We start from the raw sequence: 14495 nt of genomic DNA on the forward strand, positions 1-14495 counted from the left end.
ATGAAAACCACACTTCTCGCCGCCGCTTTCGCGCTGACCGCGACCTCGGGCCTTGCCCAGACCACCGTGCGGATCGCGACCGAGGGCGCCTACCCTCCCTTCAACTTCATCAACGATGCGGGCAATGTCGACGGGTTCGAGATCGAGTTGATGAACGACGTCTGCGCCCGCGCGGAACTGACCTGCACTTGGGTCACCACCGATTGGGACGGCATCATTCCGAACCTGCAGTCAGGCAACTATGATGCCATTGCCGCCGGCATGTCGATCACGCCCGAGCGTAAGGCCGTCATCGACTTCTCCGACGCCTACTATCCGCCGACCGATTCCGCCTATGCCGCGATGGATGGCGAGGCGGATATCGAAGGCGGCGTCGTGGCCGCGCAGGTCAACACCATCCAGTCCGGCTATGTCGCCGAAACCGGGGCCACGCTGGTCGAATACGCCACCCCCGACGAGGCGGTGGCCGCCGTCCGCAATGGCGAGGCCGACGCGGTCTTTGCCGACAGCGATTACCTCAAGCCGGTGGTCGATGAATCGAACGGCGAATTCGTCTGGGTGGGCGAGCCGGTGGAACTGGGGGAAGGCATCGGTCTGGGCCTGCGTCAAAGCGACACCGACCTGCGCGACACGTTCAGCACCGCCATCCAGACCATGAAGGCCGACGGCACGCTGAACGACCTTCTGGTGAAATGGTTCGGCGACGACACCAACACCTTCTGATCGACCGTTCGGGATGTTCGCCTATTGCGCCGATCCGAAGTCCCTTGAGGGGCTGCAATGGCTGTCGTGCTACCTGACCACGGGCACGCACCTGTCGTTCTATGCCTCGTTCCTGACGGTGCTTGTGCTCCTGGTGCTGACCGCACCGGTGGCGCTGGCCTTCGGGTTCGGCGGGGCGATGGCGGCGCGGTCGGGCGTGGCCCCGCTGCGCTGGTTCGGCAAAAGCTATATGGCGATGGTGCGTGGCATCCCGGATGTCGTCTTCTTCCTGTTCTTCGTCATCGCGCTGGATCAGGGGCTGGAATACGTGACCCACGTTGTCCGCTGTCCCGACTGGACCGATCCGGTGCGGCAGGGGCTGGAGTTTCGCGTCTGCCCCTCGGCCAAGATCCCGCCGAACACCGCGCCGCAACTGATCCACCAGATCTATGGCTTCGGGCTGGCGATCATCACCTTCGCGATCGTGTTCGGCGCCTTTGCCGCCAACGTGCTGTCCGGCGCCATGCGCGCCGTGCCGCGCGCGCAGCTTGAAACCGCCGAGAGTTACGGCATGACCCCGCGCCAGATCGACCGGCGCATTCTGATCCCGCAGATGTGGATCTATGCCCTGCCCGGCCTGTCGAACCTCTGGATGGTGCTGATCAAGGCGACGCCGCTTCTGTTCATCCTTGGCGTGCAGGACATCGTCTATTGGGCGCAGCAGTTGGGCGCGATGAAGACGCAGACCTTCTCCTATCCCCATCCCGACTGGCGGCTGTATTACTTCGTGGCACTTTTGGTGTTCTATCTTCTGTTGACGCGAGTGTCGGAGATTGCGTTCGACCGCCTGACCCGCCGCCTGTCGCACGGCCAGACGCTGGGCCACCCGCCGCAGGTGACGGCATGAGCTGTTGGGACACCGTTCAGGCCTATGCCTTCCGCTCGCTCGGGTTTGGCGAGCGGATGCTGCCGCGCGACACCTATGACCTGTGCCAGCATTTCACGCTGATCGGATCGGGCCTGATCTGGAACATCTATTTCGCGGTGATCGCGCTGTCGGCGGGTTTTTTTCTGGCCACGGCGCTGGCGGTGGGCAAGGCGTCGCGGCGTCGCCTGATCCGCAAACCCGCCGAATGGTTCATCTTCGTCTTTCGCGGCTCGCCGCTGTTCATCCAGTTCTTCGTGGCCTACCAGCTTCTGGTCCTGCTGCCGCGTGAGGGGGTGACGGTCCCGCTGGGCCTGTTCGACCTGACGCTGGCGACCGATTGGGTGACGCGAGCCTGGGCGGGGGCGGCGCTGGTCCTGTTCCTGAATACCGCCGCCTATACGGCCGAGATTTTCTACGGCGCCCTGCGCGCCATCCCCCGCGGCGATCTGGAGGCGGCGGATGCCTATGGCCTGACCGGCTGGACCAAGTTCCGCCGCATCCAATGGCCCACGATGCTGCGCCTCGCCTGGCCCGCCTATACGAACGAGGCGATCTTCCTGTTCCACGCCACGACGCTGGTGTTCTTTTCCGGCTTTCCCGCGTTCCAGCAGCGGGGCGACGCGCTCTACTATGCCAGCTATTTCGCGGGGCGGACGTTCAACCCCTTCGTCGCCTATCCCATCGTCGCCTTCTATTTCATCCTTCTGACGCTGATCCTGACCGTGGCCTTCGCGCAGATCGGCAAACGCCTGAACCGCCACCTGCCCGACAACCTCAAACCCCGCCGCCGCCCCCGCCTTCTTCCCCAGATCGTGCGGTAAGCGGGGCTGGACGGACGCCCCCCGCGCGGCATAGGTTGAGCCCGACATCACAACGGACACACCCATGCGGATCGGCATCCTGCAAACCGGCGACGCACCGCCCGAAATCGTTCCCGATACCGGCGATTACCCCGACATGTTCATGCGGCTTCTGGCGGATCGGGGCTTCACCTTCCGCACATGGCGCGTGCTGGACGGGGATTTCCCGACCGACGTGCATCAGGCAGACGGCTGGCTGATCACCGGATCGAAGTTCGGGGTGTATGAGGATCACGCCTTCCTGCCGCCCCTGCGCACCTTCATCCGCGACGCCTATGCCGCGCGGGTGCCGATGGTGGGCATCTGCTTCGGTCACCAGATCATCGCCCAGGCCCTGGGCGGCGTGGTGGAGAAATTCGCGGGCGGCTGGTCCATCGGCCGCACCGAATACCGCTTTGGGGATGAAACGCTGAGCATGAACGCCTGGCATCAGGATCAGGTCACCACCCGGCCCGAGGGGGCGGAGGTCATCGGCCAGTCCGATTTCTGCGCCAACGCCGCGTTGATCTATGACGACCGCGCCCTGACGGTGCAGGCCCATCCCGAATTCGACGATACGGTGGTCCGCGGCCTTCTGGTCTCGCGCGAGGATGTGGTGCCCACGGAGGACCTCGATCGCGCCCGCCGCAGTCTGGGGCAGCCCAACGACGCCGCCCGCATCGCCACCCAGATCGCCGATTTCTTCCACAAGCCGAGGTAACCCATGTCCGACTGGACCAACCAGCTTCCGCAAGCGGCCCGCGACTATATCGGCGGGCGGCGGCTGGACGAGGTGGAGTGCATCGTCTCGGACATCGCGGGCGTCGCGCGGGGCAAGGCGATGCCCGCGTCGAAATTCGCGCGGCAGACCAGCTTTTTCCTGCCCAACTCCATCTTCCTGCAAACCATCACCGGCGAATGGGCGGACAACCCCACGGGCGCGTTCACCGAACCGGACATGATCCTCTATCCCGACTTCACCACCGCCACCGCCGCACCCTGGACGGCGGACATCACGCTGCAGGTCATCCACGACGCGATGAACCAAAGCGGCGAGCCGGTGGCCACCGCCCCGCGCAACGTGCTGAAACGCATCGTTCAGCTTTACAACGATCGCGGCTGGCAACCGATCGTCGCGCCGGAGATGGAGTTCTTTCTGGTCGCCCGCAACATCGACCCCAACATGCCGGTGATGCCGCCGATGGGACGCTCGGGTCGCCGGGCGGCGGGGCGTCAGGCCTATTCCATGAGCGCGGTCGATGAATATGGCAAGGTGATCGACGACATCTACGACTTTGCCGAATTGCAGGGGTTCGAGATCGACGGCATCCTGCAGGAAGGCGGCGCGGGACAGGTGGAGATCAATCTGGCCCATGGCGACCCCGTGCGGCTGGCGGACGAGATCTTCTTCTTCAAACGCCTGATCCGCGAGGCGGCGTTGCGCCACGACTGCTTCGCCACCTTCATGGCCAAACCCATCGAGGGCGAGCCGGGATCGGCCATGCACATCCACCATTCGGTCACCGACATCGCGACGGGGCGGAACATCTTCTCCGACGCCAAGGGACAGGAGACGGACCAGTTCCTGCATTTCATCGCCGGAATGCAGACCCACCTGCCCGGTGCGGTGGCGCTGCTGGCCCCCTATGTGAACAGCTATCGCCGCTATGTCCCGGATTTCGCGGCGCCGATCAATCTGGAATGGGGGCGCGACAACCGGACCACCGGCCTGCGTGTCCCGATCTCGGGCCCCGAGGCGCGGCGGCTGGAAAACCGCTTGGCGGGCATGGACTGCAACCCCTATCTCGGCATCGCGGCATCGCTGGCTTGCGGATATCTGGGGTTGATCGAAGGGCAGACCCCCCGCCCCGAATGCATCGGCGACGCCTATATGAACGAAACCGACCTGCCCTATAACCTTGCCGACGCGCTGGATCTGCTGGACGAGGACGCGGCCCTGCGCGAGGTGCTGGGGACCGAGTTCTGCCAGCTGTACGATTCGGTCAAGCGCAACGAATACAAGGAGTTCCAGCAGGTCATCTCTCCGTGGGAGCGGGAGCACCTGCTGTTGAACGTATGAACCTGTTGACCGCCAACGACCGGATCGGGGCCTATCCTCCCAGTTTCCATGCGGCCGTCAACACGCCCCTTCCCCCATTCCTGCCGTTAAAGGGGGCCATCCGCGCCGATGTCTGCGTGGTGGGGGCGGGCTATACCGGCCTTTCGGCGGCGCGCCATCTGGCCGAACGCGGCTTCGATGTGGTGGTGCTGGAGGCCAGCCGCGTCGGCTCCGGTGCGTCGGGCCGCAACGGGGGGCAGGTCGGCAGCGGTCAACGGTTGGAACAGGACGCGCTTGAGGCGATGGTGGGCCCGGACGACGCCCGCCGCCTGTGGGATATGGGCGAGGAGGCGAAGGCCCTTGTGCGCGATCTTGCGGGCCGGATGGGGCTGGCCTTCCATCCCGGCATCGCCCATGCCTGCCGGACGGCGGCCGAGGTCGATCACGCCCGCCACATGGCCGACCATCTGGCCCGCCGCTATGCCTATGATCAGGTGCAGCCGATGGATGCGGGCCAGATGGCCGACCTGATCGGCACCGACCGTTACAAGGGGGGCGATCTGGACCACGGCGCGGGTCATATCGATCCGCTGGCCTTCGCCCTCGGTCTGGCCCGCACCTGCCCCGCCCGCATCCACGAACGCAGCCGGGTCACCCGGATCGACGGCACCACCGTCCATACGGAGGAGGGCCATGTGCAGGCGGATCATGTCATCCTCGCCTGCAACGGGTATCTGGGCGATCTGGAGCCGCAGGTCGCGGCGCGGGTCATGCCGATCAACAACTTCATCGTCGCGACCGAGCCGCTGGACCCCGCCCCCCTGTCCCGCCCGGTGGCCGTGGCCGATACGAAGTTCGTGGTGAACTACTGGCGTCTGTCCGACGACAATCGCCTGCTGTTCGGCGGGGGCGAATCCTACGGCTACCGCTTTCCCAAGGACATCGCGGCCACGGTGCGCGCCCCGCTGGCCGAGGTGTATCCCCACCTGCGCGATGTCCGCATTGATTATGCCTGGGGCGGAACGCTGGCGATCACGATGAACCGGATGCCCTGCTTCCGGCAGGTGGCGCCGAATGTGCTGTCGGCGTCGGGCTATTCGGGACATGGGGTGGCAATGGCCACGCTGGCGGGGCGGGTATTGGCCGAGGCGGTGGCCGGTCAGGCCGAACGCTTCGATCTGCTGGCCCGCCTGCCGCAGCCGCGCTTTCCCGGCGGGGTGACCCTGCGCGCGCCGCTGCTGGCGCTGGCGATGACGTGGTATGCGATGCGCGACCGGCTGGGGATCTAGCCCGCCAGAAGGTCGCGCGCAGCCTCGCGCGCCGCCTCGGTGATGGTGTCGCCGGCCAGCATCCGGCCCACCTCCTCCACCCGCTGCCCCTGATCCAAGGGCACCACGGTGGAGGTCGTCATCCCGTCCCGCACCCGCTTTTCCACCCGCCAGTGATGCGCGCCAAGCGCCGCCACCTGCGGCGAGTGAGTGACGACCAGCACCTGCCCCGATCCGGCCAGCGCCTTCAGCCGCCGCCCCACGGCGTTGGCCGTCGCCCCGCCGACGCCTCGGTCGATCTCGTCAAAGATCATCGTCACGCCGGGCGTGTTGCCCGACAGGCAGACCTTCAGCGCCAGCAGGAACCGCGACAGTTCCCCCCCCGAGGCGATCTTGTTCAACGGTCCCGCCGGGGCGCCGGGGTTGGTCGCGACGGTGAAGGCCACCGCATCCGCGCCCTCCGGCCCCGCCTCGGCCGGAGTGACCAACGTTTCGAACACCGCGCGTTCCATCTTCAGCGGGGCCAGTTCCGCCGCCATCGCGCGGTCAAGCCGCCCCGCCGCCTTGCGCCGCACGGCCGTCAGCGCCTCCGCTTCGGCGCGGTAGGCCAGCTCCGCCTCGGTCACCGCCTTGCGCAACGCGGCGATGTCCCGCGCGCTGCCGTCCAGCGCCGCGAGGCGGCCCCGCAGATCGTCGGCAAAGGCCGACAACTCATCCGCCAGCACCCCATGCTTGCGGGCCAGCGCGCGGATCGCGAACAGACGTTCCTCCAGGTTTTCCAGTTCCGACGGGTCGAAATCCAGCGCCGACAGACACTCCTCCACCCCCTGCTGCGCCTCGCCCAATTCGACCATGGCCCGGCCAAGGGATGCCAGCGCACCCTCCAGCCGCCCCTCCGCCCGGTCGGAGGCGGTTTCCAGCCAGCGGACGGCGTCGGTCATCAACCCCTCCGCGCCCTGATCGGAAATGGCCTGCGCTGCGCGGATCACATCGTCGCGGATGCGCTCCGCCCCCTGCATGGCGCGGCGGCGGATGTCGAGACTCGCCTCCTCCCCCGGCTGTGGATCCAGCTTGTCCAGTTCGGCGACCGCGTGGCGCAGAAACTCCTCCTCGGCGCGGATCGCGTCCAGCGCGGCCTCCGCCTCGGTCAGACGGCGGCGCGATTGCCCCAATGCGGTCCAGGCGGCGCGCGTGGGCGCAAGATCGACCCCGGCGAAGGTGTCCAGCATCTGCCGATGCCCGCGCGGGTTCAGCAGGCCGCGATCGTCGTGCTGGCCGTGCAGTTCCACCAGAACATCCGACAGTCCGCGCAACACTTCGCCCGAGACGCGGCGGTCGTTGACCCAAGCCGTTTTGCGGCCATCGGCGTGATTCACCCGACGCAGGATCAGTTCATCCTCGGCCTCGATCCCCGCTTCGATCAGGACGGCGCGCGCAAGATGATCGGCGGGCAGATCGAAGACCGCCGTCACCTCCCCCCGCTCCGCCCCCGCGCGGACCAGTTCGGCCCGCCCGCGCCATCCCAGCACGAAGCCCAGCGAATCGAGCAGGATGGATTTCCCCGCCCCCGTTTCCCCCGTCAGGACGTTCAGCCCCGGTTGGAAGGACAGGGACAGTCGCTCGATGATGAGCATGTCGCGAATGTCGAGCGTGCGCAGCATGGTATTCCCCCCGTGGGGTTACAACCACTCACCCCGGATCGTCTGACGATAGATGCTGGCCAGCCAATTGTCGCCCGTGACCTTCGGGTCAAGGCCGCGACCGGTCAGAAGGCGGAAGCTGTCGTCATAGAAGGGGGAAGACCGATAGTTGTAGCCCAGAATCGCCCCTGCCGTCTGCGCTTCGGCCGTCAGACCCAAGGCGAGATAGGATTCGACCAGACGATGCAGCGCCTCCGGCGTGTGGCTGGTGGTCTGATACTGTTCGACCACGGCGCGGAAACGGTTGATCGCGGCGGTGTAGTTCTGACGCTTCAGGTAATAGCGTCCGATCTCCATCTCCTTGCTGGCAAGGTGATCGAAGGCGATATCGAATTGCAGGCTGGCGGTGCGGGCATATTCGCTGTCGGGATAACGCTCCATCACCGTGCGCAGCGCCTGAAGCGCCTGGAACGTCAGGCCCTGGTCGCGGCCCACCTCGTCGATCTGGTCGTAATAGGACAGAGCCAGCAGATACTGGGCATAGGCCGCATCGGGATCGGCGGGATAGAAGTCGAGGAACCGCTGCGCTGTGGCCCGCGCATCCTCGTATTCCTTGGCCTGATGATAGGCATAGGCCTGCTGGATCAACCCGCGCTTGGCATATTGGGTGTAGGGATAAAGGCGTTCGATTTCCCCGAAATAGCGGATCGCCCGCTCGGGGTTGTCCTCGATCAGGGCCGTGCCTTCGTTGTAGATCTGTTCGGGCGAACGCCCTTCCAGATCCAGCGCGGTGGTGTCCCCGCGCCCCCCGCAGCCGGCCAACAGACCCAACACAAGAATCGCGCCGAGGATCTGCCCGCCTGACTTCCTGCCCGTCATTTTCCGCCAATCCTCGTGCTTGTCACGCGCCCGCGCCTTGAGGCAAAGCGCAGGCTTCGCGTTGTCGTAGCACAGAAAAATCCGGGTGGCAAAACGCCTTTGTCACGCAACGGCGGCCAGATCGGCACGCGCCACGCCCATGCCCGGCAGTTTCAGGCCGGTCGTCGGCCCGCATTCGACCATCTTCCATGCCCCACGCTTGGCAAACAGGGCGTGAAGCAGCTTGTTCGTCAACGCATGGCCCGCGCGGGTGCCGGTGTAGCGGCCGAGGATCGGCCCCCCCGCCAGCGCCAGATCGCCCAAGGCGTCCAGCATCTTGTGACGCACAGGTTCGTCCGCATGGCGCAGGCCGCCGGGGCTGACGACATGGTCGCCGTCGAACACCACGGCATTGTCCACCGTGCCGCCCAGGGCCAGGCCGTTGGCGCGCATCGCGTCCACATCCGCCTGACGGCAGAAGGTGCGGCTGTCACACAGCTCGCGCACGAACGCGCCGTTGGCCATGTTCAGGTGCTTCGCCTGATGCCCGATGGCCTTTTCGGCGAAATCGATGGTGAAGTCGATCTCCAGCATCTCCGACGGCTCCAGCCGCGCGACGGCGTCGCCCTCACGCACTTCGATCGCCTCGAGCACGCGGATGGCGCGAACGGGAATCATCTGCTCGCGCAGGCCAACGGCCAGAAAACGGTCCACGAACACGGCGGAGGAGCCGTCCATGATCGGAATTTCCGGCCCGTCGATCTCGATCAGGGCGTTGTGGATGCCGCACCCGGCCAGCGCCGCCATGATATGTTCAACCGTGGACACCGTCGCGCCCGAGGCGTTGGACAGCAGGGTGCACAGCTTGGACGGCACCACCACATCCCAACGCGCTGGAATCAGCGTGTCCGTCACCTTCAGATCGGTCCGCCGGAACCAGATCCCGTAATCCGCCGAGGCTGGGCGCACCGTCATGCGGGCCGGACGTCCGCTGTGCAGACCCAAGCCGGAAAAGCTGACCGCCGTTTTCAAAGTGCGCTGCATGGCAAACACCTTTCTCAGTTCCTGCGCAGGGACCGGAAAGGCCCTGCGTGTTGGACTCTAGGTAGGGAAAGGCAGGGCAAGGCTCAATTCACTCTTTGTGACGCCATGTGACAGATCGTAATCCTTTGTTAACCCGCGTGAAAACGAAAAAGCCCGGCGCGATGGCCGGGCTTTATCACAACTTGAGGGGGATCAGTTCGCCTGACGGCGCAGGAAAGCCGGAATCTCGATCCGCTCCTGCTCGGGGTTCGGCTCGGGTTCCTGATCGTAGGCGACCTGCTGCTGCGCGCGGGACTGCGGACGTTCGACCGGCTGCGACGGCTCGGCATGGCCGGCCATGCGGTTGATCAGCGACCCGATGCCGAAGCGCGGCTTTTCCGCCTGCGCTTGCGGACGCGGGGCCGGTTGGGCCGGACGCTGGGCCGGGCTTGCGGCGGGCGCGCCACGCGGCGGGGCCTTGCTGACGGCGGCGGCCAGACGGGCCATCGTTTCGGGCGACGGCGTTCCGGGCTGACCGGCCTGCGCCGCGCGCGGACGCGGGGCCACGAAGGACGAGGCATCGTCGTTCACCGACGGGGCCGGACGCTGCTGCATCCGCGGCGGCTGTGCGGGCGCGGGGGCCGGTTCGGCCTGCGGACGATAGGCGGGGGGCGGCGTGTCTTCCGTTTCCTCGATCATCTCGTCGCGCGGCGGCTCGAACATGGTGCGCTGCACCGGGGCGGCCTGCGGTTGGGGGGCGGGACGGGCGGCGACGGGCGCGGGACGCTCTTCGGCGACCGGCGTCTGCGGCAGCGGTTGCGCCAAGGGGCGGCGCGGCGGAGTGGCTTCCTGCTGCGACTTCGCGGCCTCGATCCCCGTGGCCACGACCGACACGCGGATGCGGCCCTCCATCGTCGTGTCCAGCGTGGACCCGACGATGATGTTCGCGTCCTGATCGACCTTGTTGCGGATGGTTTCCGCCGCTTCGTCCAGTTCGAACAGCGTCAGGTCATAGCCGCCGGTGATGTTGATCAGCACGCCTTTCGCGCCGTTCAGGCTGACTTCGTCCAGAAGCGGGTTGGCGATCGCCTTCTCGGCGGCCATCTTGGCGCGCTCGTCGCCCTCGGCCTCGCCCGTGCCCATCATGGCCTTGCCCATCTCGTCCATCACCGCGCGCACGTCGGCAAAGTCGAGGTTGATGAGACCCGGACGCACCATCAGGTCCGTCACGCCCTTCACGCCCTGATACAGAACGTCGTCGGCCATCGCGAACGCCTCGGTGAAGGTCGTGCGGTCGTTGGCCAGACGGAACAGGTTCTGGTTGGGAATGATGATCAGCGTGTCCACGACCTTCTGAAGGGCTTCGATCCCCTCATCGGCCTGACGCATGCGCTTGTTGCCTTCGAACTGGAAGGGCTTGGTCACGACGCCCACGGTCAGCACGCCCAGCTCGCGCGCGGCCTGCGCGATGATCGGGGCCGCGCCGGTGCCGGTGCCGCCGCCCATGCCGGCGGTGATGAAGCACATATGCGCGCCGGCCAGATGATCGACGATCTCCTCGATCGTCTCCTCCGCCGCCGCAGCGCCCACGGAGGGGCGCGCGCCCGCGCCCAGACCTTCGGTGACCTTCAGGCCCATCTGGATCTTGGCCGCCGCGTTCGACTGCTGCAGCGCCTGCGCGTCGGTGTTCGCGACCACGAACTCCACACCCTCAAGCTGCTGTTCGATCATGTTGTTGACGGCATTGCCGCCCGCACCACCGACACCGAACACCGTGATGCGCGGCTTCAGTTCTTCCTGTTGATCGTTCATCAGAGTGAGACGCATGCTGCTCCGCCTGTGTTCATGGGTCGTGGCGCCCTTGCGGCACCTGTCATTTTGATTTGGCTTCAGCTTAGACACAAAGGCCCCCGCGCGTCATCCAAAAAAGCTGTTTTCCACCAAATATGGGGAAAAGGAAAGGCGGTTCGGCGGCATCTCGCCGCCCATACCGGATATGGTGTCACCAGTTGTCCTTGAACCAGCGGAAGGCTTTTTGCAGCGACCGGCCGGGATAGCGTTCGTTCGGAATCTCGAAATCCCACCACTCGTCCTGCGGATGCGCCGCGAACAGGCACAGCCCCACGGCCGAGGCGAAGGCCGATCCGGTGATCGCCTGCGGCAGACCCTGCACCCGCAACGGGCGGCCCAGACGGACGCGCTGGCCCAGGATGCGGCTGGCCAGACCGTCCAGACCCGGCACCTGGCTCGCCCCGCCGGTCAGGACGATCTGCTGGCTGGGAAGATGCTCGAACCCGGCGGCGTCCAGACGGGCGCGGACTTCCTCCAGGATTTCCTCCACCCGGGGGCGCATGATGCCGATCAGCTCGGTCCGGCTGACGGTGCGGCTGTCTTTGTCCCAGTCGCCCGTATCCGCGCCGATGGAAATCATGTCGCGGTCGTCCATGCCGGTCGCGTGGATGCCGCCCTTCAGCGTCTTGATCTTCTCCGCCTGCGCCAGCGGGATCTGCAACCCCTTGGCGATGTCCGAGGTGACGTGATCGCCCCCCATCCGCACCGAGTCGGCATAGATCATGTGCTTCTTGATGAAGATCGAGATGCCGGTGGACCCGCCCCCCATGTCGATACAGGCCGCGCCCAGTTCCTGTTCGTCCTCCACCAGGCTGGAGATGCCGGAGACATAGGCCGACGAGGCGATCCCCGCCAATTCCAGATCGCAGCGCTTGATGCAATACAGCAGATTCTGGATCGTGCTCGCGTCGATGGACAGCATGTGCATGTCGCAGGCCAGACGGTTGCCGATCTGCCCGCGCGGATCGGCCAGGCCGGTGCGGTGGTCCAGCGCGAAGTTCACGGGTTGGGCGTGCATCACCTCACGCCCCATGCCGATGTCGGGCACCTCGCAGGCCGACAGGACGCGCGCCACGTCCTGCTCGCTCACCACCGAATCCTGAAGCTCCCAGTCGCCCGCAAGGCCATAGCTGCGCGGCTCCCCGCCCGAGAAGGTGGCGATGACGTGATCGACCCGCACCTCGGCCATCTTCTGCGCGCTTTGCACCACGGTGCGGATCGCGCGTTCGGTCTCGTTCATCACGCTGATCTCGCCGAAACGAACCCCGCGCGACCGGGTCGTGGCTGCGCCGATCACGCGGAACTGGCTCTGCCCCGCCATCGACCCCACGCCATCCTGTTCGCGCAGCCGGTCCGGCCCGTCGAACCGCAGGATCAGGCAGGCGATCTTGGTGGACCCCACGTCCAGAACCGCGATCACCCCCCGCTGAATCGCGGCGCGGCGCATGTTCCGCATCGCACGCTGGGACTGGTACAGATCGGTCATCGGGGGCGCCTCCGGTTATTATGGATTGGCCCGCGCGCGACGCAGCTCGGCCATGGCATTTGGCGCAAGACGCAGCACGGGGCGTTCTTTGAGTCTGAAATCGATCGCGATCACGTCGCGGGCCAGCAGGTCGTCCGCCTGATCCAGCGCAAGGATGCGCTCGATCGCGGGGATGGGGTCGTCCACCGGCAACAGAATGCGCTGGTTGCGGTCCAGCACGAAATCCCACCGCCGTTCGCCCACCCGCACGATGCCGCGCACGCGGGGCATGATGGGTTCGGCGGCGGCGATCAGGGCCATCACCTCCGGCACGGCCTTGTTTGCCCCGGTTCCGGCGATCAGCGGCAGGTCGGCGCGATCGTTGCGTTCGGCCACCAGCATCACGCGGTTTCCTTCGGCGTCCAGGAGTTCGACATTGGCGGCGGACCGCCAGACGACCACCGGCACCCGTTCGTCCACATCCGCCGTCAACACGCCGCCCGGCGCGATGCGCAGCGCGACATCGGCCACGGGGTCCAGCGTCAGGATCCGCTCGCGCAAGGCGACCAGATCCAGATCGAACGAGCTTTCGGGCAGTTGCAGGTCCAGAAGCCGCCGGATCGTCTCCGCCAGTTGCGGCGAGGCGTTTTCAACGCGGAACAGGTGAACCTGGAATTCGGGGCGGCCCTGAAACGCCTCTTTCAGCGCGACATAGGATTGGGCAACCCCGGCGCGACGGCTTTCACTGGCGAAATAGATGCCGACGACCAGCGTCACCAGAAGAATCGGAAGCCCCACACGAAACAGACGCCGATAGATCGGCGTCAGCATCATCCGCTGCAGGCGGTAGTTGAACCGGCTGGGCGCGGGATCGCGCCGTCCGTGGCCGCGATGGGGGGGGCGGTTCATCGGTTGCATGACGCATCCTTCACCAGCCAGTCGCACAGCTCGGGAAAGGACACGCCGCACTGCGCCGCCTGTTCGGGCGCGAGCGAGGTCGGCGTCATGCCCGGCTGGGTGTTGGTCTCCAGAAGGATCAGGCCGTCGAGCCCACGCTCCTCGTCCCAGCGGAAATCGGTCCGGCTGAGGCCGCGGCATCCAAGCGCCTGATGCGCCCGCAGGGCATACTCCATGCAGGCGGCCGCGATCTCGGCCGGGATCACGGCGGGGATCACATGGCGGGACCCCCCAACCGTGTATTTGGCGTCATAATCATACCAGCCCTGCGTCACGATGTCGGTCACGCACAGCGCGCGGTCGCCCATCACGGCCACCGTCAATTCGCGCCCAGGGGCATAGGTTTCGACCATCACCACATCCGGCATCGCCTCCGACAGGCGCGGCGGCGCATTGGCCCCCGCCTGCACGATATAGACGCCGACGGAGGATCCTTCGTTGTTGGGCTTGACCACGTAAGGGGGCGGCAGGACATGCCCCGCCTCCACCGTCGCGCGGTCCGCGATCACGCTTTGCACCACGGGCAGACCGGCGGCGGCAAAGGCCATCTTCGCCCGCGTCTTGTCCATCGCCAACGACGACGCCAGCACCCCGGAATGGGTATAGGGCAGGCCCATCCACTCCAGAACGCCTTGGACGCAGCCATCCTCGCCCCAGCGGCCATGCAGGGCGTTGAACACAACGTCAGGGTGAATATCGTTCAGGCGTGTGAAAAGGTCGGGGCCGGCATCCAGTGCGACCACCTCATATCCCGCTTCCCGCAGGGCTGCCGCGCATTCGCGCCCGGAGCTGAGCGAGACCTCGCGCTCGGCCGAGGGTCCGCCCATCAGAACTGCAACCTTGCGGGCTGTCCTGCCAGACATTCCCGCCATTTCACTGCCTCGACACGACCGTTAACCGGTTCG

General features: G+C 66.3%; 13 protein-coding genes. 6 read left to right on the forward strand and 7 right to left on the reverse strand.

The features are described 5' to 3' along the window. The 6 genes from MU449_RS10640 to MU449_RS10665 all read left to right on the forward strand — a co-directional run bounded on the left by MU449_RS10640 (nucleotide 1) and on the right by MU449_RS10665 (nucleotide 5817). Complete coding sequence (locus tag MU449_RS10640; RefSeq protein WP_244738059.1) at nucleotides 1-723, forward strand: transporter substrate-binding domain-containing protein; 723 nt, start codon at nucleotides 1-3, stop codon at nucleotides 721-723. A gap of 13 nt (nucleotides 724-736) precedes the next feature. Then, a complete protein-coding gene (locus tag MU449_RS10645) occupies nucleotides 737-1609 on the forward strand; it encodes an ABC transporter permease (protein ID WP_244738060.1) in 873 nt (290 codons plus the stop codon). Next, on the forward strand, nucleotides 1606-2451 hold the full coding sequence (locus MU449_RS10650; protein WP_244738061.1) for an ABC transporter permease: 846 nt from the start codon (nucleotides 1606-1608) through the stop codon (nucleotides 2449-2451). The genes MU449_RS10645 and MU449_RS10650 overlap by 4 nt, the downstream gene beginning before the upstream one ends. Nucleotides 2452-2515: 64 nt before the next feature. Beyond that, the gene (locus MU449_RS10655) at nucleotides 2516-3190 is read left to right on the forward strand and encodes a type 1 glutamine amidotransferase (RefSeq protein WP_244738062.1); all 675 of its coding nucleotides are present in this window, start codon (nucleotides 2516-2518) and stop codon (nucleotides 3188-3190) included. Between the two features lie 3 nt (nucleotides 3191-3193). Further along, entirely contained in the window at nucleotides 3194-4549 is a 1356-nt protein-coding gene (locus MU449_RS10660) for a glutamine synthetase family protein (RefSeq protein WP_244738063.1), read from the forward strand. After that, a complete protein-coding gene (locus MU449_RS10665; protein ID WP_244738064.1) occupies nucleotides 4546-5817 on the forward strand; it encodes an NAD(P)/FAD-dependent oxidoreductase in 1272 nt (423 codons plus the stop codon). Before MU449_RS10660 ends, MU449_RS10665 begins: the two co-directional genes overlap by 4 nt. Here MU449_RS10665 and recN read toward each other — a convergent pair. The 7 genes from recN to MU449_RS10700 all read right to left on the reverse strand — a co-directional run bounded on the left by recN (nucleotide 5814) and on the right by MU449_RS10700 (nucleotide 14462). After that, a complete protein-coding gene (recN, locus tag MU449_RS10670) occupies nucleotides 5814-7457 on the reverse strand; it encodes a DNA repair protein RecN (protein WP_244738065.1) in 1644 nt (547 codons plus the stop codon). The two genes, MU449_RS10665 and recN, sit on opposite strands and share 4 nt — an antisense overlap. An 18-nt stretch (nucleotides 7458-7475) precedes the next feature. Continuing rightward, the gene (locus tag MU449_RS10675; protein ID WP_244738066.1) at nucleotides 7476-8315 is read right to left on the reverse strand and encodes an outer membrane protein assembly factor BamD; all 840 of its coding nucleotides are present in this window, start codon (nucleotides 8313-8315) and stop codon (nucleotides 7476-7478) included. 102 nt (nucleotides 8316-8417) lie between these two features. Further along, nucleotides 8418-9338 carry a UDP-3-O-acyl-N-acetylglucosamine deacetylase gene (gene lpxC / locus MU449_RS10680; RefSeq protein WP_244738067.1) on the reverse strand — a complete coding sequence of 307 codons (921 nt, stop codon included), beginning with the start codon at nucleotides 9336-9338 and terminating at the stop codon, nucleotides 8418-8420. A gap of 192 nt (nucleotides 9339-9530) precedes the next feature. Next, nucleotides 9531-11144, reverse strand: a complete 1614-nt coding sequence (gene ftsZ / locus MU449_RS10685; protein ID WP_244738068.1) for a cell division protein FtsZ — start codon at nucleotides 11142-11144, stop codon at nucleotides 9531-9533. Between the two features lie 175 nt (nucleotides 11145-11319). Beyond that, nucleotides 11320-12654, reverse strand: coding sequence for a cell division protein FtsA (ftsA, locus tag MU449_RS10690; protein WP_244738069.1), 1335 nt, complete (start codon nucleotides 12652-12654; stop codon nucleotides 11320-11322). 18 nt (nucleotides 12655-12672) lie between these two features. Then, complete coding sequence (locus MU449_RS10695) at nucleotides 12673-13551, reverse strand: cell division protein FtsQ/DivIB (protein ID WP_244738070.1); 879 nt, start codon at nucleotides 13549-13551, stop codon at nucleotides 12673-12675. Continuing rightward, complete coding sequence (locus MU449_RS10700; RefSeq protein ID WP_244738071.1) at nucleotides 13539-14462, reverse strand: D-alanine--D-alanine ligase; 924 nt, start codon at nucleotides 14460-14462, stop codon at nucleotides 13539-13541. The genes MU449_RS10695 and MU449_RS10700 overlap by 13 nt, the downstream gene beginning before the upstream one ends. Nucleotides 14463-14495: the final 33 nt, after the last annotated feature.

The sequence above is a fragment of the Falsirhodobacter halotolerans genome (assembly GCF_022899245.1).
GTDB lineage: Bacteria > Pseudomonadota > Alphaproteobacteria > Rhodobacterales > Rhodobacteraceae > Falsirhodobacter > Falsirhodobacter halotolerans.

What these genes read in the sequence shown, in the direction of transcription:
- MU449_RS10640 (WP_244738059.1), top strand. Translation starts at nt 1, where the DNA reads ATGAAAACCACACTTCTCGCCGCCGCTTTCGCGCTGACCGCGACCTCG.
- MU449_RS10645 (WP_244738060.1), top strand. Translation starts at nt 737, where the DNA reads ATGTTCGCCTATTGCGCCGATCCGAAGTCCCTTGAGGGGCTGCAATGG.
- MU449_RS10650 (WP_244738061.1), top strand. Translation starts at nt 1,606, where the DNA reads ATGAGCTGTTGGGACACCGTTCAGGCCTATGCCTTCCGCTCGCTCGGG.
- MU449_RS10655 (WP_244738062.1), top strand. Translation starts at nt 2,516, where the DNA reads ATGCGGATCGGCATCCTGCAAACCGGCGACGCACCGCCCGAAATCGTT.
- MU449_RS10660 (WP_244738063.1), top strand. Translation starts at nt 3,194, where the DNA reads ATGTCCGACTGGACCAACCAGCTTCCGCAAGCGGCCCGCGACTATATC.
- MU449_RS10665 (WP_244738064.1), top strand. Translation starts at nt 4,546, where the DNA reads ATGAACCTGTTGACCGCCAACGACCGGATCGGGGCCTATCCTCCCAGT.
- recN (WP_244738065.1), bottom strand. Translation starts at nt 7,457, where the DNA reads ATGCTGCGCACGCTCGACATTCGCGACATGCTCATCATCGAGCGACTG.
- MU449_RS10675 (WP_244738066.1), bottom strand. Translation starts at nt 8,315, where the DNA reads ATGACGGGCAGGAAGTCAGGCGGGCAGATCCTCGGCGCGATTCTTGTG.
- lpxC (WP_244738067.1), bottom strand. Translation starts at nt 9,338, where the DNA reads ATGCAGCGCACTTTGAAAACGGCGGTCAGCTTTTCCGGCTTGGGTCTG.
- ftsZ (WP_244738068.1), bottom strand. Translation starts at nt 11,144, where the DNA reads ATGCGTCTCACTCTGATGAACGATCAACAGGAAGAACTGAAGCCGCGC.
- ftsA (WP_244738069.1), bottom strand. Translation starts at nt 12,654, where the DNA reads ATGACCGATCTGTACCAGTCCCAGCGTGCGATGCGGAACATGCGCCGC.
- MU449_RS10695 (WP_244738070.1), bottom strand. Translation starts at nt 13,551, where the DNA reads ATGCAACCGATGAACCGCCCCCCCCATCGCGGCCACGGACGGCGCGAT.
- MU449_RS10700 (WP_244738071.1), bottom strand. Translation starts at nt 14,462, where the DNA reads ATGGCGGGAATGTCTGGCAGGACAGCCCGCAAGGTTGCAGTTCTGATG.